Origin of the sequence: Corynebacterium vitaeruminis DSM 20294 (genome assembly GCF_000550805.1) — a bacterium.
GTDB classification, from domain to species: domain Bacteria; phylum Actinomycetota; class Actinomycetes; order Mycobacteriales; family Mycobacteriaceae; genus Corynebacterium; species Corynebacterium vitaeruminis.
Genome location: NZ_CP004353.1, coordinates 940,017 through 959,963, shown reverse-complemented (window position 1 = coordinate 959,963; position 19,947 = coordinate 940,017). Strand labels below are relative to the sequence as shown.

16 protein-coding genes are annotated in these 19,947 nt (G+C 66.1%); 7 read left to right on the top strand and 9 right to left on the bottom strand.

The features are described from left to right. Window positions 1–7: 7 nt before the first annotated feature. The gene (locus tag B843_RS04475; protein ID WP_025252323.1) at window positions 8–1,582 is read right to left on the bottom strand and encodes a carboxyl transferase domain-containing protein; all 1,575 of its coding nucleotides are present in this window, start codon (window positions 1,580–1,582) and stop codon (window positions 8–10) included. Between the two features lie 190 nt (window positions 1,583–1,772). After that, window positions 1,773–2,366: a TetR/AcrR family transcriptional regulator gene (locus B843_RS04470; protein ID WP_025252322.1), complete on the bottom strand. Its 594-nt coding sequence runs from the start codon at window positions 2,364–2,366 to the stop codon at window positions 1,773–1,775. Window positions 2,367–2,678: 312 nt separating this feature from the next. On the opposite strand from B843_RS04470, the gene B843_RS04465 reads away from it, so the two are divergent. Continuing rightward, complete coding sequence (locus tag B843_RS04465) at window positions 2,679–3,581, top strand: putative nucleotidyltransferase substrate binding domain-containing protein (RefSeq protein WP_025252321.1); 903 nt, start codon at window positions 2,679–2,681, stop codon at window positions 3,579–3,581. Between the two features lie 132 nt (window positions 3,582–3,713). Next, the gene (locus B843_RS04460; protein WP_025252320.1) at window positions 3,714–4,403 is read left to right on the top strand and encodes a TetR/AcrR family transcriptional regulator; all 690 of its coding nucleotides are present in this window, start codon (window positions 3,714–3,716) and stop codon (window positions 4,401–4,403) included. A 58-nt stretch (window positions 4,404–4,461) separates the two neighbouring features. On the opposite strand, the gene B843_RS04455 is transcribed toward B843_RS04460, so the two are convergent. The 4 genes from B843_RS04455 to B843_RS04440 form a co-directional block, all read right to left on the bottom strand. Beyond that, on the bottom strand, window positions 4,462–5,289 hold the full coding sequence (locus B843_RS04455) for an HpcH/HpaI aldolase/citrate lyase family protein (protein ID WP_025252319.1): 828 nt from the start codon (window positions 5,287–5,289) through the stop codon (window positions 4,462–4,464). Between the two features lie 90 nt (window positions 5,290–5,379). Further along, window positions 5,380–6,954: a bifunctional phosphoribosylaminoimidazolecarboxamide formyltransferase/IMP cyclohydrolase gene (gene purH, locus B843_RS04450; RefSeq protein WP_025252318.1), complete on the bottom strand. Its 1,575-nt coding sequence runs from the start codon at window positions 6,952–6,954 to the stop codon at window positions 5,380–5,382. Beyond that, window positions 6,947–7,552: a phosphoribosylglycinamide formyltransferase gene (purN, locus tag B843_RS04445; protein WP_051483447.1), complete on the bottom strand. Its 606-nt coding sequence runs from the start codon at window positions 7,550–7,552 to the stop codon at window positions 6,947–6,949. The genes purH and purN overlap by 8 nt, the downstream gene beginning before the upstream one ends. Before the next feature lie 110 nt (window positions 7,553–7,662). After that, complete coding sequence (locus tag B843_RS04440) at window positions 7,663–9,243, bottom strand: cell division protein PerM (RefSeq protein ID WP_025252316.1); 1,581 nt, start codon at window positions 9,241–9,243, stop codon at window positions 7,663–7,665. A 617-nt stretch (window positions 9,244–9,860) separates the two neighbouring features. Between B843_RS04440 and B843_RS04435 the strand changes: the two genes are divergently transcribed. Beyond that, window positions 9,861–10,571: a M23 family metallopeptidase gene (locus B843_RS04435; protein WP_025252315.1), complete on the top strand. Its 711-nt coding sequence runs from the start codon at window positions 9,861–9,863 to the stop codon at window positions 10,569–10,571. Window positions 10,572–10,817: 246 nt separating this feature from the next. On the opposite strand, the gene pcrA is transcribed toward B843_RS04435, so the two are convergent. Then, window positions 10,818–13,235: a DNA helicase PcrA gene (pcrA, locus tag B843_RS04430; RefSeq protein WP_025252314.1), complete on the bottom strand. Its 2,418-nt coding sequence runs from the start codon at window positions 13,233–13,235 to the stop codon at window positions 10,818–10,820. Window positions 13,236–13,350: 115 nt separating this feature from the next. Here pcrA and B843_RS04425 point away from each other — a divergent pair, with 115 nt between their 5' ends. Further along, window positions 13,351–13,656 carry a chorismate mutase gene (locus tag B843_RS04425; protein ID WP_025252313.1) on the top strand — a complete coding sequence of 102 codons (306 nt, stop codon included), beginning with the start codon at window positions 13,351–13,353 and terminating at the stop codon, window positions 13,654–13,656. 134 nt (window positions 13,657–13,790) lie between these two features. On the opposite strand, the gene B843_RS04420 is transcribed toward B843_RS04425, so the two are convergent. Next, window positions 13,791–15,257, bottom strand: coding sequence for an NAD-dependent succinate-semialdehyde dehydrogenase (locus B843_RS04420; RefSeq protein ID WP_025252312.1), 1,467 nt, complete (start codon window positions 15,255–15,257; stop codon window positions 13,791–13,793). Between the two features lie 176 nt (window positions 15,258–15,433). Between B843_RS04420 and pgi the strand changes: the two genes are divergently transcribed. Both pgi and B843_RS04410 read left to right on the top strand, forming a co-directional pair. Then, the gene (gene pgi, locus B843_RS04415; protein WP_025252311.1) at window positions 15,434–17,071 is read left to right on the top strand and encodes a glucose-6-phosphate isomerase; all 1,638 of its coding nucleotides are present in this window, start codon (window positions 15,434–15,436) and stop codon (window positions 17,069–17,071) included. Between the two features lie 150 nt (window positions 17,072–17,221). Next, a complete protein-coding gene (locus B843_RS04410; protein WP_025252310.1) occupies window positions 17,222–18,208 on the top strand; it encodes an HNH endonuclease in 987 nt (328 codons plus the stop codon). A 66-nt stretch (window positions 18,209–18,274) separates the two neighbouring features. Here the strand turns inward: B843_RS04410 and B843_RS04405 are convergent, their stop codons facing one another. Further along, window positions 18,275–18,688, bottom strand: a complete 414-nt coding sequence (locus tag B843_RS04405) for a YccF domain-containing protein (RefSeq protein ID WP_025252309.1) — start codon at window positions 18,686–18,688, stop codon at window positions 18,275–18,277. 69 nt (window positions 18,689–18,757) lie between these two features. Between B843_RS04405 and B843_RS13990 the strand changes: the two genes are divergently transcribed. Beyond that, complete coding sequence (locus B843_RS13990) at window positions 18,758–19,945, top strand: MFS transporter (RefSeq protein ID WP_025252308.1); 1,188 nt, start codon at window positions 18,758–18,760, stop codon at window positions 19,943–19,945. Window positions 19,946–19,947: the final 2 nt, after the last annotated feature.

Genomic DNA, 19,947 nt, shown 5'->3' with positions numbered 1-19,947 from the left:
CGTTCTCCTACATGCGGAAGATGCCGAAGGCGGTGTCGCGGAGGGGGACGCCGGAGGCGGTTTCAAGGGCCAGGCCGAGCAGGCGGCGGGTGTCGGCGGGGTCGATGACGCCGTCGTCCCACAACCGGGCGGAGGAGTAGTACGGGTGCGACTCGGCGTCGAACTTCTCCCGGATCGGGGCCTCGAACTGCTCCTGCTCCTCTGCCGACCACTCGCCGCCGGATCGCTCGATCTGGTTGCGGCGGACGGTGGAAAGGGTCATGGCCGCCTGCGGCCCGCCCATGACGGCGATGCGGGCGTTGGGCCACATCCACAGGAAGTTGGGCGAGTAGGCGCGACCGCACATGGAGTAATTTCCTGCACCGAACGCGCCGCCGATGACGACGGTGAATTTGGGAACGCGGGTGGTAGCCACCGCGTTGACCATCTTGGCGCCGTGCTTGGCGATGCCGCCGGCCTCGTACTCCCGGCCGACCATGAAGCCGGTGGTGTTCTGCAGGAACACGAGTGAGATGCCGCGCTGGTCGCACAGCTCGATGAAGTGCGCGCCCTTCTGCGCGGACTCGGAGAACAGGATGCCGTTGTTGGCGATGATGCCGACCGGGTGCCCGTGAATGCGGGCGAAAGCGGTGACCAGGGTGGTGCCGTATTCCTTCTTAAACTCGGTGTATTCGCTGCCGTCGACGAGCACCTCGATGACCTCGCGCACGTCGTAGGGCACTTTGGCGTCCGCGGGGACGATGTCGTAGAGGTCGGTCTGCGGGCGCAGCGGCTCCTCTACCCCGCGCACCTCCCACACCGGCTCCGGGTCGAGCGGGAGGGTGTCCACGATGGCGCGCACGCGCTGGAGGGCGTCCGCGTCGTCGAGGGCGAGGTGGTCGGTGACGCCGGAGGTCTTGGAGTGCAGGTCGCCGCCGCCCAGGTCCTCCGGGGTGACGTCCTCGCCGGTGGCGGCCTTCACCAGCGGCGGGCCGGCGAGGAAGATGGTGCCCTGCTCCTTGACGATGATCGCCTCGTCGCTCATGGCCGGGACGTAGGCGCCGCCCGCGGTGCACGAACCGAGCACGGCCGCGATCTGCGGGATGCCCTGGGCGGACATGTTGGCCTGGTTGTAGAAGATGCGGCCGAAGTGGTCGCGGTCGGGGAAGACCTCGTCCTGGTTGAGCAGCATCGCTCCGCCGGAGTCGACCAGGTAGACACACGGCAGGCGGTTGGCTGCCGCGATCTCCTGGGCGCGCAGGTGCTTCTTCACCGTGATTGGGTAGTAGGTGCCACCGGAGACCGTCGCGTCGTTGGCCACCACCATGCAGCGGCGGCCGTGGACGAGGCCGATGCCCGCGACGACGCCCGCGGCGCTGATGCCGCCGCCGTACATGTCGTGCGCGGCGAGCGGGGCCACTTCGAGGAAGGGGCTGCCCGGGTCGAGGAGCTCGACGATGCGTTGGCGGGCAAGCAGCTTGCCACGGCTTATGTGTCGTTCGCGGGCCTTCTCGCTGCTGCCTTGGGCGGTGGCAGCAAGGACCTCGCGGAGATCGGCGACGAGTGCCTCGTGCCGGTCGCGATTGGTCTCTGGTGCTGTCATTGGATCTCCATTTCGGTTAATGGCGATTAACTGTTAGCCAGAGACTACCCGCGGTAAATGTGTCCCACAACACTTTTTGACGGAACTGTACGCTGGGGCACCCCCGCATACTCCGGCAACCCGCGCAGAAAAACCCCGCCACCAGCGGTGACGGGGCTCACAAACTTCCGGGGGCTCTCCCCCACCCGGGTTACTCCACGAGCATGGCCGCGCGGGCCATCTTGGTCAGCTCCTCCTTGAGCCAGTCGCGATCCGCCCAATGCAGGACGTAGCGCGCGGCGTTGAGCAGGGTCGCCGCCGCCTGCACGCGCACGCGCGCCGTAGGGCGGTCGAGATCCGGCCGCGCTCGGAGCAGCGCGTCCGTCCATTGCCCCAGGTAGGCGCGCTGCAGCGAACGGACCTTTGCCCGCACGCCCTCCTCCAGGTTGTCGATCTCCCTGCCCTGAACGCGCACGAGGTCGGCCTCGTCGACGGCCACGTCGACGTGCATCGCCAGCAGCTCCTCGAGCACCGCCCCGGGGTTGTCCGCGACGTCGTCGGTATGGCGCGCGAACGCCGCCCGCGCGCCGTCGACCAGTCGGATGGAGATCTCGATGAGGATGGCGCCGAGCAGGTCCTCCTTGTTCGCAAAGTGGCGGTACAGCGCCGGTCCGGAGATGCCCACCGCGGCGCCGACGTCGGCGAGGCGGGTCTGGTGAAAGCCCTTCTCCGCCATGATCGCGGCCGCCTGCTTGAGGAGCTCTTGTCGACGCTGCGCCTTGGCGCGCTCGCGTTCCGTGGTCACGTAGGCCTCCCACCACCGAAATCCTGCTGCCCGCCCTCGGCCCGGGGTTCGCCTGAGGGTGGAATCGCCGCATGGGGCGACCAATTGACAACTTACTGCACCTCATCCCCACAGCCGCGACCGAGCCGCCCCGAATCCGCCGGGGAACGCGAATCGAGCCCTTTGCAGCCTTCGCATCTCGTCAGGAACATATACGGAATAGGCAAGCGCCACGGAACCGTCCGCGCGCAAGGTTTTCGCCCCTCACCTGTCGTGCGGTAGGTTTAGAAAAGATAGTCCACCTTCGACTTTAGGGAAGACCAGACAATCGTGTTGCATTCATCACTGACAGAGCTTGCCGAGCAGGCGCCGCTGTGCTCGAGCACCCCGATGCTGCGCGGAGTCCTCGCCGAGGCCCAGGACCTCGTCCGCAACGCCGTCGACCACGACGAGGCCCCGCAGGACCTCGTCGTGTGGTTCTCCGCGCTGGTCACCGACGCGCTGCACTCCCCCGCCATCCCTGAGCTCACCGGGGGCGCCACCCTCGTGCTCACCGGCTCGGTCGGGCGCGGCGACGCGCTGCCCAACTCGCCCATCAAGTGGCTGGCGGTGGGCCCCGCGGACGCAGACACGCAGCCGCTTACCGACCTCATCACCGCGGTCGGGCTCAACACGGACGTCACCCCCCTTGGCGTCGGAACGCGAAGCAAGGAGGAGTGGAAGGCCGCCGTCGCCACCGCGACGAGCGCGGAGCTGGCCATCTTCGCAGACGCCGGCACCTGGCTGCTCGACGAGGTGCTGCGCCGCAACGAGCACCACTGCCTGCTCGTGGACGCCATCGCGCTGCGCCCGCCGGCGGTGCAGGTCTACGAGGGGCTGCCCGACCGCGACGTGAGCGTGGACGTGCGCCGCGACCTGCTCTACCCCATCATCGCCATCGCGCGCTGGGCCGGGGTCGCCGCGGGCTCGACCGCGCTGACCACGCTCGACCGCATCGCCGCCGGGCTGGCCGCGGGGGTCCTCAACCAGGCCCAGGCGGACTACCTGCGCGAGGCCTGGGACGCCGGGCTGCAGCTGCAGTTCCGCCGCTGGACCGACCGCATCGACAATCAGTCCTCTACTGCCGAGTACCTGCCCGCGCTCCAGCGCAGCATCTACGGTGCGTCCAGTAGGCTCGTCTCCGAGGTGGCGCACTCGCTCGCCGCGGAGCACGGGATAGCGCTCAATCAGTCCTAAGCGCCCGGCCTTATCGCAATTGCTGGCCAGCTCAATGCCGGGTTTCTATCGGTCATTGTATAAAATAGAAAGTCCTTGCGTTCACCACGAGGTGGGCGCCTAACGCACAAGGGAAAGGGGTGTGAAACCATCATGGCAGGAGCTGTTGGACGTCCTCGAAAGAAGAGCCCTCGTCGCCGTGGCAGCACCGCCCGCGAGGAGATCTTGGATGCTTCCGCGGAGCTGTTTACCACCCAGGGTTTCGCAACTACATCTACCCACCAGATCGCCGACGCCGTGGGCATCCGCCAGGCATCGCTGTACTATCACTTCCCTTCGAAGACGGAGATCTTCCTCAAGCTCCTGAACTCGACCGTGGAGCCGTCCACCGCACTTGCCGCAAGCCTCGGCGAGGCGGAGGCCAACGCGCCCCTGCGCCTGTGGGCGCTCACCGCCGCCGAGTGCCGCCTGCTCTTGTCCTCCCGGTGGAACGTCGGACGCCTCTACCAGCTGCCCGTCGCCGCCTCCGAGGAGTTCTCCGACTACCACGCCCAGCGCGCCCAGCTGGAGCAGATCTTCCGCGACATCGCGGGCGAGATCGTCGGCCCCGACGACCCCCGCGTCGATCTCCCCTTCCACATCGCGTTGTCGGTCATCGAAATGCGCAAGAACGACGGCGTGGTTCCGTTCCCCCTGGCAGAGGATTCGCTCCCGGATCTTGCAATTATGCTTGCCGACGCCGTGCTGGCGGTCCTCGGATGCGAGCTGCCCTCCAACCGCGTCGAGCGCACGCTCGAGCTCATCAAGCAGGCCAGCGAGGAGCTGGAGGAGGACTCGAAGTAGCCCTCGGCGTGACGCACAAAAGGCAGTGAGACGGATGCCCCGTCGCACTGCCTTTTTCTTATTCGCCCGCCCGGCCGAGCAGGATGCCTGCGAGCTTGATGAGCGGCGCGTCGACCATCTCCCCGTCGAGCTTGAACGCGCCCGGGTGCTTCTTCGTCTCCTCGGCGATCCGGCGCGCCCACTCGAGCTGCTCGTCGCTGGGGCGGAACGCGCGGCGGACCACCTCCACCTGGCGCGGGTGGATGCACGGGTAGAGGCTAAAGCCCATGCGCGCGGAGTCCAGCGCCTCGAGGTAGAGCCCCTCCTCGTCCTTGAAGTCCTGGTAGACGGCGTCCATCGCGAACTTGCCCACGGCGGCGGCGTGGATGAGGGTGAGCTGGCGGGCCAGCTGCATCGCCGGGCGGTAGGAGCCCGGGTTCGGCTCGTCCTCGCGGCGACGGGAGTACAAGCCGCCCAGCTCGATGGTGAGGTCGTCGGCGCCCCAGTAGAGGCCCACGACGTTGTCGTCCGCGGCGATCGCCGCGATGTTGATCACCGCGGCCGGGGTCTCGATGATCGGGACGATGTTAAGGCCGTCGAGGTTCGGCGGCAGGGTCGCGCCGACCTTGGGCACGATGACGTTGGTGTATTCCGTCATGCGCACGAAGGCGAGATCCTCGGCGTGGTGCGGGTCCTGCGGACCGACGATCCTCACGAAGGTGCGCGCGGGGTCGAGCTTCGCGTTGCGGATGTTCTCGTAGGCCACGTCGCGGTCGACGTCGCCCGCCCCGTCCTCGAGATCGAGGATGACCATGTCGGCGCGGGCCGCCGCCTTGGGGATGATCTCCGCGCGGTTGGAGGGGGCGAACAGGATCGCTGGGCCCGGGATGTGGAAGGTAGAAGTCATAGGGACACCCTACCGTGCGAGAATGCCCCGGGACGCGGAAAACCCCGCCTTTCCACAGGGGGAAAGGCGGGGCCGCACAGTTGTGCGTGATTAGTGCGCGAAGTGGCGGACGCCGGTGAGGTACATGGTCACGCCCGCGGCCTTGGCGGCCTCGATGACCTCGGCGTCACGGATGGAGCCTCCCGGCTGGACGACAGCGGTCACGCCAGCGTCGGCAAGCACCTGGAAGCCATCGGCGAACGGGAAGAAGGCGTCGGAGGCGGCGACGGAGCCGGCCGCGCGCTTCTCGTCACCCGCGAGCGAGTTGGCGCGCTCGACGGCCAGCTTGGCGGAGTCGACGCGGTTGACCTGACCCATGCCGACGCCGACGGTGGCGCCGTTCTTGGACAGCAGGATCGCGTTGGACTTCACGGCACGCACCGCGCGCCACGCGAACTCGAGCTCGGCGAGCAGCTCGGGGGAGGCGGCCTCGCCGGACGCGAGCGTCCAGTTGGCGGCGTCGTCGCCCTCGGCCTGGTAGGCGTCGTGCTCCTGCAACAGCTTGCCGCCGGAGATCTCCTTGCCCTCGAAGGCGTGGGTGGTCGGCTTCTTGGCCACGAGGATGCGGATGTTCTTCTTCTGGGAGAGCACCTCGACCGCGCCGTCCTCGTAGGACGGGGCGATGATGACCTCGGTGAAGATCTCGGCGACCTGCTTGGCCATCTCGACGGTGACCTTGCGGTTGGAGGCGATGACGCCGCCGAACGCGGAGACCGGGTCGCAGGCGTGCGCGTTGCGGTGGGCCTCGGCGATGGAGTTGTCGGACACGGCGATGCCACAGGGGTTGGCGTGCTTGATGATGGCCACGCACGGGCGCTCGTGGTCCCAGGCGGCGCGCCACGCGGCGTCGGAGTCGGTGTAGTTGTTGTAGCTCATCTCCTTGCCGTGGAGCTGGGTGGCCTGGGCCAGGCCCTCCTCGCCGGCGTGGGTGTAGAGCGCGGCCGCCTGGTGCGGGTTCTCGCCATAGCGCAGCACGTTGGAGCGGGTGTAGGTCTCGCCGATCCACTCCGGGAACTGCTCGTCCTCGGCCATGATCTGGCCGCCCATCCAGGTGGCGACGGCGACGTCGTAGGAGGCGGTGTGGCGGAAGGCGTCGACGGCCAGCGCGGTGCGCTGGGCGCGGGTGAAACCGCCGTTCTTCACGGCCTCGGCGACCTCGCCGTAGCGGGCCGGGTCGACGACCACGGCGACGGACGGGTGGTTCTTCGCGGCGGCGCGCACCATGGACGGGCCTCCGATGTCGATCTGCTCGACGCAAGCGTCGAAGTCGGCGCCGGAGGCGACGGTCTCGGTGAACGGGTAGAGGTTGACGACGACCAGCTGGAACGGCTCAACGCCCAGCTCGGCGAGCTGGTCGAGGTGGTCCTGCTTGCGGGTGTCGGCGAGGATGCCCGCGTGGACGCGCGGGTGCAGGGTCTTGACGCGGCCCTCGAGACACTCGGGGAAGCCCGTGAGCTCCTCGACCTTGGTGACGGGGACGCCAGATTCTGCGATCTTGGCAGCGGTAGAGCCGGTGGAGACAATCTCCACGCCAGCATCGTTGAGGGCGCGTGCGAGGCCTTCCAGACCCGTCTTGTCGTAGACGCTGATCAGCGCGCGCTTGATTACCTTAAGGTCATCACTCATTAGTGAAGGACACCTCTCCTGAATTTTTCTCCGCGCCCATGACCACGACCGCGGAGTTGAGTACGGACACGATGAGCTTTCGCTCTACTTGCTTGATCCTCTCGTGCAGATCCTCTTCCCGCTCCCCCGGCATGATCTCGACCGGCTTCTGGGCGATGATCTTCCCGGTGTCCACGCCCTCGTCGACGAAGTGGACGGTGGAACCGGTGACCTTGACGCCGTAGGCGAGCGCATCGCGCACCGCGTGCGCGCCCGGGAAGGACGGCAGCAGCGCGGGGTGGGTGTTGATGATCCGGCCGCCGAAGCGCTCGAGGAACGTGCTCCCCAGGATCTTCATGAAGCCCGCGGACACCACCAGGTGCGGATCGAAGCTGCCGACCGCCTCGGCCAACTGCTCGTTCCACACCTCGCGGTCGGCGCCCTTTTCCAAGGGAACCGTCACCGCGGGGATGCCCGCCTTCCGCGCGCGCTCGATCGCCGGGCAATCGACGTCAGTGACAACACCAATCACCGTGTACCCTGCCCCACCAACAGAAAAATCACCAGTTTCCTGGTGATCGATGATGGCCTGCAAGAGGGTACCAGAGCCGGATGCCATGACAACGATCGGCAGGCAAGCGGGTTTGTTTTCTGCAACGAGAGTTTCAGTGCTGGTCACTCGGATTATTCTAGCGTCTCCAACCCGAGTGTCCACCTACCGCACCCGGCTTAGCCCTCGTCGCCCTTTTCTTGCTTGTCGACGGCCTCCGGCTCGGTTTCCTCATCCGGCAGGGCGGGTTCCTCCGTTTCTTCCGACGCTGCTTCCTGCTCCGCCTCGGGCTCCTCCGGAACTTCTTCCTCTTTTATCTCTTCTACCGTGTCCGATTCGTCCTCTGGATCCACTAGTTCTTCTGCTTCTTCTGCTTCTTCTGCCTCTTGGGCGGTATCGGTGTCCTCGACAGCCTCGGAGTCCTCCGCTTCCTCCTCTTCCGTCTCGTCCTCGATGAGGACCTGCTCTTCCTCGATCTCGACCACGGACTTCTCGATCCCCCGCTGCATGAGCAGCGCGACCACGGCCGCAATGACGGAGATGCCGCCGATCCATGCCAGCGCGAGGCTGGCGCTCAGCCACGCCGAGGGTCCGACGTAACCGTACACGCCGAGCGTGCCAGCACTGAGGAACACGATGATGAGCGTGTACAGGCTGGCAAACAGCCCGCCGACCGCGGCCACCTTCACGGTCGGGACGTTGCGAACAATGGATGCGAGCACCCCGAGCGTGGGCACGACGAGCACGACCATCGCCCACGCGTGGGCGTTCTGGGGCACGGCGGCCAACGCCGGTAGCGGCGGCAGGGGCACGAGGTTCGCCCCGAAGAGCGAGACCGACCCCTGCCCCAGCGCCACCTCGGAGCCGAAGGTCAGCGCCGCGGTGGACACGACCACGTTGGGTAGGTACAGCAGGCTGACGAGGGTCACCGCGATCTTGCCGGCGGCCGATCCGTACTCGCCATAGACGGTGCCCAGCTCCGAGTAGTGCACCACAAGCGCTACAAGGTAGACGACGCCCGCGCCGATAGCCACGTACTTTAAGGCGCGAACCGCGTCGAGGGAGGAGTCGACGAGCCAATCGGGCAGCCTGAAGCGGCGGCACAGCGCGCGCCAGAGCCTGCGGCCCATCCCCCACCCCAGCGCTAGGCCGTGCAGGAGCAGGGTTCGGGCGATGGCGGTGCCCAGCGGCGGGGCCTCCACGTCGAAGACCGCGGAGGCGTCGAGGAGCATCGCGGATGCGGTGAGCGTGAGCAACAGCGGGATTCCCAGAACGCACAGGGCCAAGACCGCGAGGTCCGCGATGCTCACGCGGTCCTTGACCGTCCGGTATACCCGCCGCGAGACCGCCCACGCGAGCAGCATGGCGGGCGCCAAGGGCAGGAGCGAGATGGTCTCCCCTCGCCCGACCACCGGGCCGAGGTTCACCACGAGCCAGAACTGCGCGACGAAGCTGGGGAAGGCCACCATCGTGGACGAGGTCGCGATGAGCGCCACGAGCGCCACGACGATGGCGGTGATCACGCAGATGAGGTTGGGAAGTGCCGTCACCGGCAGGAAGGCCCGCACGCGCGAGAGGAAGGTCGGCTCGACGAAGGTGACCTCCGGGGCCGCCTTCTTGCGCCCGAACCGACGATTTCCCCCGCCGGGGCGATCCACGGACAGGGGCCCGGTGGCCCCGTCGATGCGGCGTGGGTAGCGCCGTGCCGCCGGTCGCCTACTGGGACCGGCGTGCTGCTGCGGGCTCGACTTCTTGCTCATTCCTCAACCTTGCCACGGTTTCGCCGCCAACGGGGACACACACGGCGGCGAAACGCCCGACGAGAGCGAAACTTCTTTCACTTATATATAAGGTATGCACTTAGACCCCATGAAAAACATTTTCACCGGAAAGAAGCCACAAAAGTCAAGGGCTTGAGATAATTCACACCCTCTTATCGTGTTTATTGATTTGAAAGATCAATGCTCGAGGCACCCCGTCGAGGGATCGTAAACCTAACCTCACCTACAAAGCTTCCTGAGGAAAATTTAAGAATTATATGTGGGCAAATCTGAGCTCGACCTGCGATAACCGGTGAATATTTCGCACGCTAGGGCAAGTTTTTACGTTCGCCATCAACAAAACTTTCGTCACTTTCGTCCCAAAATCGCCCTATCGCAAAAATTTCTCAAAATTTTTTTTCGGGCATTTTTCGCAGTTGTGTAACGTTTTTCGGCCAATCAAAGAAAGTGAGGGGTTCAAAATAGCTTGATTGGAATGTAACGAACCGCTATCGTTACGTCTCGGTAGATAACAAGTTGGTTACAAAGAGTTCCCTTCCTTAAGGAAAGAACGCAACCAACAAGAAATTTGGAATGACTTAGGGAAGTAGGCCTCCATGCAGCAGAAGCGACAGACCGTCGGAAAGCACCGCAAGCAGACCTCGCCGACCAAGGGTCGCGCTGCTTTCGTCGCCCTGGCCACGACTGCTGTTTCTTCCGCCGGCGCGAGCGGCGCAGCCCTCGCGCACGCTTCCAACAACGGCGCCGAGATTCAGCTCGCCGCCAACGAGTCCGCGGCTCTGCCCGACGGCAGCTCCTCCCCGCAGATCCTTTCCATCGCGGAGTTCAAGCCCACCGTCGACCTGTCCTCCCAGCTGACCAAGGCCACCGCCTACAGCGAAGAGGTCGCAGCAGCCGACAAGGCCGCCCGCACCCCGAAGGTCACCGTCGCCCTTCCGGCAGTCGGCACCCTGACCTCCCCGTTCGGCCCGCGCTGGGGCACCTTCCACTCCGGCATCGACATCGCCAACGCGATCGGCACCCCGATCCTGGCCGTCATGTCCGGCACCGTCATCGACTCCGGCCCGGCTTCCGGCTACGGCCAGTGGATCCGCATCCAGCACGACGACGGCTCCATCTCCGTCTACGGCCACATGGAGACCCTCGACGTCTCCGTCGGCCAGCACGTCGACGCCGGCCAGCAGATCGCAGGCATGGGTTCCCGCGGCTTCTCCACCGGCAGCCACCTGCACTTCGAGATCCACCCGGGCGGCGGCGCAGCGGTCGACCCGCAGGCGTGGCTCGCAGAGCGCGGCATCAACGTCTAACTACTTCCCTTTTTCAAGCGGTGGCTCTCCCCTCGCGGGGTGCTACCGCTTTTTCGTGCCCACACACCCTCATTGCCCTTCAGAAGGACCGCTTCCTACCCAGTGGGGCAAGCGGCGTTCCCTACCGGGCTTCTCTCGCCGCCGAGGAGCTCTCCTATGGCGGTTGGATAGGCGGCCAGGTCGCCCGGAGCTCGCGCTCATCGGCTCCCTTACGCCGCCTAGGGCTGGCACGTGCTCCCGCGAAGACTAGAGCTTCTCCATCGGAACCCCGCCGATCAGCATGAGGCGGACGGTTCCGCTGGAACCGAAGTCGATGGTCACCGAGGTGTGCGCCCCAATCCCGTCGACGGACTTCACGGTGCCTAGGCCGTACTTCTCGTGGTTGACGCGGTCGCCGACCTCCAGCTGGAGGTTCTTGTTCATCGTGCGCTGCGGGGCCCGCTTCGGCTTCCGCGGCCCGCCGAAGGACGACCGCTGCGCACCACCCCAGCTCGAGCCGCTCCACGCGTCGTGGAAGGTGTTCTCCGGCTCCTCCCGGCGCCAGTCGAGCAGCTCGTCGGGAATCTCTCCCAAGAAGCGCGAGGGCGGGTTGGTCTGCGGGTTGCCCCAGGAGCTGCGCATCATCGCCCGCGACAGGTACAGGCGCTTGCGGGCGCGGGTGATTCCCACATACGCCAGCCGGCGCTCCTCGGCCAGCTCCTTGGGGTCGCCCAGCGCCCGCATGTGCGGGAACTGCCCGTCCTCCCAGCCGGTGAGGAACACCACCGGGAACTCCAGGCCCTTGGCGGTGTGCAGCGTCATGAGCGTGACCACGCCCTGCTCGTCGTCTGGGATCTGGTCGGCGTCCGCCACGAGCGACACCCGCTCCAGGAACGCCTGCAGGCTGCCCGGCGCGGGCTCGCCCTCGTCGAGCAGCTCCGAGGGGTCCGAGCCGTCCATAGCGAGGTAGGCCATCTGGTTGGCCGCCTCCGAGCTGAACTCCCGGGCCACCGACACGAGCTCGTTGAGGTTGTCGAGGCGCGCGCCGTCTTGCGGGTCGCTGGACTTTTCTAGCTCCGCCTTGTAGCCGGTCATGTCGAGGATGTGGGTGACCATCTCCCCGATGTCGGGCATGCCCGTGACCTCGTTGACGGACTCGCTGGCCGCCTGCCGGAGGCCGTCGAGAAGCTCCATGAAGCCGCCGACCGCCTTCTTGCCGCGCGTGCCCAGCATGCCCACCTTGTCCGCGGCGCCATCGATGAGCGCCTGGTGGAAGCTGATGCGGTTGTTCTCCGCGTGTAGGTTGATGAAGGCGATCGCCTTGTCGCCGATGCCGCGGCGCGGGGTGTTGATGATCCGGCGCAGCGAGACCTCGTCGTCCGGGTTGTCGAGCAGGCGCAGGTAAGCGATGATGTCGCGGATCTCCTTGCGCTCGTAGAAGCGCGTGCCGCCGACGACCTTGTACGGGATGCCGGTGCGGATGAACACGTCCTCCACCGCGCGGGAGGAGTTGTTGGTGCGGTACATGACCGCGATGTCCGAGTAGTTCACGCCCCGGTCGGTGAGGTTGTCGATCTCCGTCGCGATGAAGCGGGCCTCGTCGTGCTCGTTGTCGGCGACGTAGCCGACGATCTTCTCGCCCTCCCCCAGCGCCGTCCACAGCCGCTTCTCGCGGCGGTTCTCGTTGCGCGCGATGACCGCGTTGGCCGCGTCCAGGATCGTCTGCGTGGAGCGGTAGTTCTGCTCCAACAGGATGGTGGTGGCCTGCGGGTAGTCGCGCTCGAACTCCTCGATGTTGCGGATGGTCGCGCCGCGGAAGGCGTAGATGGACTGGTCCGAGTCACCCACCACGCACAGCTCGCTTGCCCCCTCGCCCTGGCCGACGAGCTCGTGGATGAGCACGTACTGGGCGTGGTTGGTGTCCTGGTACTCGTCGATCAACACGTGGCGGAAGCGGCGACGGTAGTACTCGGTGACCTGCGGGTGCTCCTTGAAGATGCGCACGGTCTCCCCGATGAGGTCGTCAAAGTCGACGGCGTTGGCCCCGCGCAGGCGCCGCTGGTACTCGGCGAAGACCTTGGCCACCGTGGTCTCGTACGGGTTGTGGGTCTGGTTGGCCTGGGCCGCGGCCTGGTCCGGGTCGATGAGCTCGTTTTTCAGGTTGGAGATGGCGTTAGCCAGCGCGCGCGGGGTGAACTGCTTGACGTCGAGCAGCATGTCCTTCGCGATCATAGACAACAGCCGCTTGGAGTCATCCGAGTCATAGATGGTGAAGTTGGTGTTCAGCCCCGGCACCAGGCCTGCCTGCTCGCGCAAGATGCGCACGCAGGTGGAGTGGAAGGTGGCCACCCACATGCGTGCGGCCACCGGCCCCACCAGCTGGCCCACGCGCTCGCGCATCTCGGCCGCGGCCTTGTTGGTGAAGGTAATGGCCAGGATCTGGCCCGGGTGCACCCCGCGCATGCGCAGGAGGTAGGCGATGCGCTTGGTGAGCACCGCCGTCTTGCCGGAACCTGCGCCTGCGACGATAAGCAGCGGCGAGCCCACGTGCTCCACCGCCTGCTTTTGCTGCGGGTTAAGCCCCGCGGTGATCTCGGCCGCGGGGTCGAAGCGCTCCGGTGCGGCGGCGGGTTGACGGGAGCCGAAGGGGGACGAGGATGCCGGGGTGAAAGGTTGAACGTTCATCGCCTACCAACCTACAACGTCCCCGCGACACTGCCCCTACCCAGCGTCGATGCCGGCGCCAGAAATCTGGTGGGGTCACTTTCGACGCGAAAGGTTTCCGTGGCAAGATATGAGCATGACTTCTGCTGATAACAACTTCGAAATCCGCATGCCTACCGGCACTGATGATCCACTCTCGGACGCGGAGATTCAGCAGTACCGCAAGGAGATCGACCGCCTCGACAAGGAGATCCTCGCCGCCGTCAAGCGCCGCGCGCAGATCTCCAAGGCCATCGGCAAGACCCGCATGGGCTCCGGCGGCACCCGCCTCGTCCACACCCGCGAGGTGGCCATCATCAACCAGTTCCGCGAGGAGATCGGCGAGGAGGGCCCGGCGCTGGCCAACCTGCTGCTGCGCATGGGGCGCGGCAAGCTAGGGTGATCGCCCAGCAGGGTGATCGCCCAGCAGGGTGATCGCCCAGTAGGGTGATCGCCCAGTAGGGCGATCACGGTTATAAGGACGATCACGAGTAACTCGCGTTTCGACGCCGAAGGCACCCCGTCGACAAGCAAAAGCTAGAGCGGAATGCTAATGAGCTTCGGCTCGAGGTACTCGAAGATCCCCTCGAAGCCGCCCTCGCGGCCGAGGCCGGACTCCTTGACGCCGCCGAAGGGGGCCGCGGGGTCGGAGATGCCGCCCTTGTTCACCGCGACCATGCCCGCCTCGATGCGCTCGGCGACCTTAATCGCGCGGCCGAGATCGCGGCCGAAGACGTAGGCTGCCAGGCCGAACGGGGTGTCGTTGGCGATCGCGATGGCCTCCTCGACGGTCGAGAAGGACTGCACCGCGACGACGGGGCCGAAGATCTCGCTGTTTGCGATCGCCGCCGCGGCGGGCACGTTGTCGAGCACCGTCGCGGGATAGTAGGAGCCGCCCGCGGGAAGGCCCACCGGCAGCCCCGCCGGGAGCACGCTGGTCGCTCCCTTGGAGAGCGCGTCGTTGACCAGGTTCGTGACCGTTTCGACCTGGTCGTCGCCGGACAGCGCGCCGAAGGTGACGCCCGGATCGGTCGCGCGTCCGAGCGTGAACGAGCGCATGACGTCTGCGACCTTGGCCACGAACTCCTCCCGGATCGACTCGTGAACGAGGAAGCGGTTCGCCGCGATGCACACCTGCCCCGCGCCGCGCATCTTCGCCACGGCGATGGCGTTGGCTGCCAGCTCGATGTCGGCGTCGTCGAGGACCACGTAGGGAGCGTTGCCGCCGAGCTCGAGGGAGACCTTGAGGCTGTGCTTGGCCGCCTTCTCCGCCAGCATCTGGCCGACCTGCGTCGAGCCGGTGAAGGTGAGCTTGCGCAGGCGCGGGTCCTCGAGCAGGCCGGAGACGTTATTCGCGTGCGCGGTGGGCAGCACGGCGATGACCCCGTCGGGCAGCCCCGCCTCCTTGAGCACGCGCGCGAGGAACAGCATGGTCAGCGGGGTTTTCGAGGCGGGCTTGACGATGATCGTGCAGCCAGCCGCCAGGGCCGGTCCGATCTTGCGCGTGCCCATCGCCAGCGGGAAGTTCCACGGGGTGATCGCGAGCGTGGGCCCTACCGGCTGCTGCGTCACGATGATCCGCGCGTTGCCGGCCGGGCTCGGCCTAAAGTCGCCGCGAATGCGCACTGCCTCCTCGGCGAACCAGCGGAAAAACTCCGCGCCGTAGGCCACCTCCGCGAGCGAGTCCGGCAGCGCGCGCCCGAGCTCCATCGACTGCAGCCACGCGAGCTTGTCCGCGTTGGCCATGAGCAGCTCGTATGCGCGATAGAGAATTTCGCTGCGGGTGCGCGCGGGTGTCTGCGCCCACTGGAGCTGCGCGCCCCCCGCCAAGTCCAGTGCGCGCGTGGCGTCGCTTTCGCTTGCCGACGCTACGCTGGCGAGCACCGTGCCATCGCTGGGGTTGATCACATCGAAGGTCTCGCGATCGGAGGCGTCGACGAACTCGCCGCCGATGAACAGCCCGGTGTCGAAGGCCGTGATGTCAAAGTCTGTTGCCTGTGTCATACCTCCCACTATGCCCCTTTTTGGTTTCCGTGGTGTGACATATTCGCCAACGCGGTGGGCGAGCGTGCGGGGCGGGTTTTGACTACCGTAAAGGGTAGGCGTGACCATGAGAGCGGGCACAAGTCCACACAAACGGTCACAATCTCTTACTTGCAGCTAGTTAAAAGGAGCACGGCATGTCTTTCGACGTCACGTCGACCCCCCAGTGGACCACCCTCGCCAAGCGTTACGAGGAGACCAAGGATCAAACCCTGCGCGAGCTGTTCGCCGCCGACAGCGACCGTGCCCGCAAGCTGACCTTCGACGCGGCCGGCCTGCACGTCGACCTGTCCAAGAACCTGGTCGACGACGAGACGCTTGCCGCGCTCGTGGACCTGGCGGAGTCCTCGCACCTGGCCGAGCGCATCGAGGCGATGTTCACCGGCGAGCACATCAACAACACCGAGGACCGCGCGGTGCTGCACACGGCGCTGCGCATGCCGGTCGAGGGCGACCTCTCCGTCGACGGCCAGGACGTCGCGGCCGACGTGCACGAGGTCCTAGGCCGCATGCGCGACTTCGCCACTGCGCTGCGCTCGGGCGCGTGGCGCGGCTACACCGACCACACGATCAAGACGGTGGTCAACATCGGCATCGGCGGCTCCGACCTGGGCCCCGCGATGGCGACCAAGGCGCTGCGCACCTACGCCACCGCGGGCATTAACGCCAAGTTCGTCTCCAACGTCGATCCCGCCGACATGAGCGCCGTGCTCGACGAGTGCGACCCGGCATCGACGCTGTTCATCGTCGCCTCCAAGACGTTTACCACCCAGGAGACGCTGGCCAACGCGCACGCCGCCAAGCGCTGGCTGCTGTCGCACTTCAACGACGAGGCGGCCGTGGCCAAGCACTTCGTCGCGGTGTCCACCAACGCGGAGAAGGTCGCCGAGTTCGGCATCGACACGAAGAACATGTTCGGGTTCTGGAACTGGGTCGGCGGGCGCTACTCCGTCGACTCCGCCATCGGCCTGTCCCTCATGGCGGTCATCGGCCCGCAGGACTTCATGCGCTTCCTCGCTGGCTTCAACGCGATGGACGAACACTTCCGCCGCACCGAGTTTTCCAAGAACGTGCCCGTGCTCATGGCGCTGCTCGCCATCTGGTACAACGACTTCTTCGGCGCGCAGACCCACGCTGTGCTCCCCTACTCCGAGGACCTGGGCCGCTTCCCGGCCTACCTCCAGCAGCTGACGATGGAGTCCAACGGCAAGTCCGTGCGCCGCGACGGCACCGCCGTGACCACCTCCACCGGCGAGATCTTCTGGGGCGAGCCGGGCACCAACGGCCAGCACGCCTTCTTCCAGCTCATCCACCAGGGCACCAAGCTCATCCCCGCCGACTTCATCGGCTTCGCCCGCCCGAAGCAGGACCTGCCCACCGCCAGCGGCGAGGGCAGCATGCACGACCTGCTCATGAGCAACTTCTTCGCCCAGACCAAGGTGCTGGCCTTCGGCAAGACCGCCGAGGAGATCGCCGCCGAGGGCGTCGACCCGGCCGTGGTCCCGCACAAGGTCATGCCGGGCAACCGCCCGACCACGACGATCCTCGCCGAGGAGCTCACCCCGGCGGCCCTGGGCGCGCTCATCGCGCTTTACGAGCACATCGTGTTCGTCCAGGGCATCCTGTGGGACATCAACTCCTTCGACCAGTGGGGCGTGGAGCTGGGCAAGCAGCAGGCCAACGACCTCGCTCCCGCCGTGTCCGGCGAGGTTGCGGTCGACTCCGGCGACGGCTCCACCGACGAGCTGATCCGCTGGTACCGCGCAAACCGCTAATACCGGCCTAACGCCGGGTGCGCAACTCTTTATGCGTGAAACCGCCGAAATCTGTGGATAACTTTTCCCTGCGTGGGTTTATCCACAGAAATCGGCGTGTTGAGATTTCGGGGGTTGCCGGGTGTTGGGTGGGTTGTTAGCTTTCGGGGCATGAATCCGCTTGACACCCTCGCCGCGCTTTTGAAAGCCCCCATGGGGCTCATCCGCGCAGCCACCGGGAAAAGCCGCGCAGAACTTTTTCACCTCCTCCCCCACGACACCGCCGCCACCTTGTATGCCCTCACCGCGGTCTACGGGTCCACCACCGACCCCGCAGCAGTCATCTGCGCGAAGGCCATCGAGGACAACCACCACAGCCTCGACACGCTTATCGTCATCGAGAAACTAGCCAAAAGAGTCAAAAGCAGCCGCAAGAAATGGCAGCTGCGCCGCCTTCTATGCCACACAAAGGGTAATCCGAAGCAGATCAAAAAACGCGGCCTTACCCTGCTCGTAGAACTTGCCACACCCCGCACCAGGAAACTAGGGGTGTCGGTGAGCCGGTACAGTGACCAACTCTGGTCGATGCGGATCACCGGACCCGCAGCCATGATCGCCAGCTTGTACGACCCGGTCAAAAACGCCGACGACCCCGTCGATGCGCTGCACCAAGCAATCACCGGCGGAAGGTCGGTGGAGACGATCCTGCGTCCGATTGTCACCATCCCCCTAGACAAGGCCGACACGGTGTTAGACGGTACTGGGGATGAGACGGTGTTTTCCTGCTCCGACGGGGTGACACGTACTAGTTGTGAGATCGTCGGCGCCAGGCTGGATGACAACTGGGGGTTCGCGTTGATCCACCCGGTCGAAGGACCAGTGGACTTGGTGCGGTCGAAGCGGTTTGCCAACACCAAGCAGCGGGTGTTGGCGGCGGTGGAAAACCCGACCTGTGCGTGGGAAGGGTGCAACAAGCCTGCTGATGAGTGCCAGGTTCATCACCTCCTGCCGTGGCAGTACGGTGGGCACACCACCAGCTCGAACCTCACAACCTGCTGCGCGTACCACAACGGGGTCAACGACGATGACCCGGCAGGTCCTAGTACCCGCGGCCGGTTAGAACGCGTCGACGGCACAGTCCGCCGCGTGTACCACTAACACCCCCAACAACGCCGAAAAGGCGCGCTGGCACACGCCAACGCGCCCCACAACCATGCCCTTTTCCTACATGGTCACCATCGGGCGGTACCCGAAGGGGATGGCGTCGCTGTCGACGATTGTCTTGCCGAACGGGAAGCAGGTCACCGGGATGAGCTTCAGGTTCGCGATCGCCAGCGGGATGCCGACGATGGTCACCGCCTGGGCGATCGCGGTGCTCACGTGCCCAAGCGCCAGCCACATGCCCGCGACCACGAACCAGATCACGTTGCTCACCCCGCTCATGGCGCCGGAGCCGTTGACCGGCTGGACGACGGTGCGCCCGAACGGCCACAGCGCGTAGCTGGCCATGCGGAAGCTGGCCACCCCCGCCGGGATCGTCACGATAAACAGGCAGGCGATGAGCCCGAACAGCCAGTACCCGAGCGCGAGCCAGATCCCGCCGGTAATCAGCCACAGGATATTCAACAGGAGTTTCATAACCCCAAGGATAACGAACGGTTACCCTTGGCGTCGGAAAGCAAAAAGCAAAGACTAGGCTAAGCAAGAGTGAGAAACCCCACCCCGCTTGCGCTCCTGTCCATCGTTTTAACCGCGTTTAATCTGCGCACCATGGTGACCGCCGTGTCGCCGCTGGTGCCGGAGATCCAAAAGTCGCTCGGGGTCGGCTCGAGCATCGTGGGCATCCTGGGTACGATTCCGACGATCATGTTCGCGCTCTCGGCGTTCGTCGCCCCGCGGCTCATGCGGCGGCTGACGGTGTCGCAGGCGCTCGCGATCGCGATGGCGTTCACGGGGCTGGGGCAGCTCGGCCGCGTGCTCGGGCCGTCGGTGCCGGCGCTGCTTATCGGCTCGGCGGTGGCGCTATTCGCGATCGGCATCACGAACGCCGTGTTGCCGCTCGCGGTGCGCGCGTTCTTCCCCGAGCGCGTCTCGGCGGTGACGATGACCTACCTGTGCGCCTCGCAGCTGTTCCAGGCGATCGCGCCGGTGGTCGTGGCCCTGGACTCCGCGCCCGGCTGGCAGGTCTCGCTCGGCGGGTGGGGGCTTTTGGGGCTCGTGGCCTCGCTCGCGTGGCTGCCGTTCTTGCGCCGCCCGCGCGCGGCGGTCACGGAGGAGTATTCCAGCGCCGCGACGAAGCAAAAGGTGCCCGTGTGGCGGGCCAAGGTGGGCATCGGCATCGCGATCATGTTTGGCACGACGAGTTTTACCACCTACATCCTCATGGCGTTCATCCCGCAGATGTACGTCGCCGCCGGGCTGTCGAAGCAGTTCGCGGCGACGATGCTGGCGGTGTGGTCGATCCTCGCGGTGGTGCTCAACGTCGCCGGGCCGTGGATCGTGGCGCGCTTCGAGCGGCCGTTCCCGTGGCTGGTGGGGTTCGGCGCGATGTTCATCGTCGCCCACATCGGGCTCGCGTACGCGCCGGCTTCGGCGCCGTGGGTCTGGATCGTTCTATCCGGGCTCGGGCCGATCACGTTCCCGATCGGGCTCACCCTGGTCAACGTGCGCGCGAAGACGATGGCGGGCGCGACGGCGCTGTCGTCGTTCGGGCAGGGCATGGGCTACTCGATCGCCGCCTTCGGCCCCGTCGCGGCGGGTTTCATCCACGAGCACACGGGCAGCTTTCACGGCGTGGGCCTCATGATGGTCGCGACGTCTTTGCTCACGATCGCCGGCGCCTACTTCGCCACGCGCCCCGTCTTCGTCGAGGACCAGCTGGTGGCACAATCGTAGGC

Bases quoted from the DNA above. Each gene is read 5' to 3' on its own strand.
- B843_RS04475 (WP_025252323.1), bottom strand. From the start codon at position 1,582: ATGACAGCACCAGAGACCAATCGCGACCGGCACGAGGCACTCGTCGCC.
- B843_RS04460 (WP_025252320.1), top strand. From the start codon at position 3,714: ATGGCAGGAGCTGTTGGACGTCCTCGAAAGAAGAGCCCTCGTCGCCGT.
- B843_RS04455 (WP_025252319.1), bottom strand. From the start codon at position 5,289: ATGACTTCTACCTTCCACATCCCGGGCCCAGCGATCCTGTTCGCCCCC.
- purH (WP_025252318.1), bottom strand. From the start codon at position 6,954: ATGAGTGATGACCTTAAGGTAATCAAGCGCGCGCTGATCAGCGTCTAC.
- purN (WP_051483447.1), bottom strand. From the start codon at position 7,552: ATGGCATCCGGCTCTGGTACCCTCTTGCAGGCCATCATCGATCACCAG.
- B843_RS04440 (WP_025252316.1), bottom strand. From the start codon at position 9,243: ATGAGCAAGAAGTCGAGCCCGCAGCAGCACGCCGGTCCCAGTAGGCGA.
- B843_RS04435 (WP_025252315.1), top strand. From the start codon at position 9,861: ATGCAGCAGAAGCGACAGACCGTCGGAAAGCACCGCAAGCAGACCTCG.
- pcrA (WP_025252314.1), bottom strand. From the start codon at position 13,235: ATGAACGTTCAACCTTTCACCCCGGCATCCTCGTCCCCCTTCGGCTCC.
- B843_RS04425 (WP_025252313.1), top strand. From the start codon at position 13,351: ATGACTTCTGCTGATAACAACTTCGAAATCCGCATGCCTACCGGCACT.
- B843_RS04420 (WP_025252312.1), bottom strand. From the start codon at position 15,257: ATGACACAGGCAACAGACTTTGACATCACGGCCTTCGACACCGGGCTG.
- pgi (WP_025252311.1), top strand. From the start codon at position 15,434: ATGTCTTTCGACGTCACGTCGACCCCCCAGTGGACCACCCTCGCCAAG.
- B843_RS04410 (WP_025252310.1), top strand. From the start codon at position 17,222: ATGAATCCGCTTGACACCCTCGCCGCGCTTTTGAAAGCCCCCATGGGG.
- B843_RS04405 (WP_025252309.1), bottom strand. From the start codon at position 18,688: ATGAAACTCCTGTTGAATATCCTGTGGCTGATTACCGGCGGGATCTGG.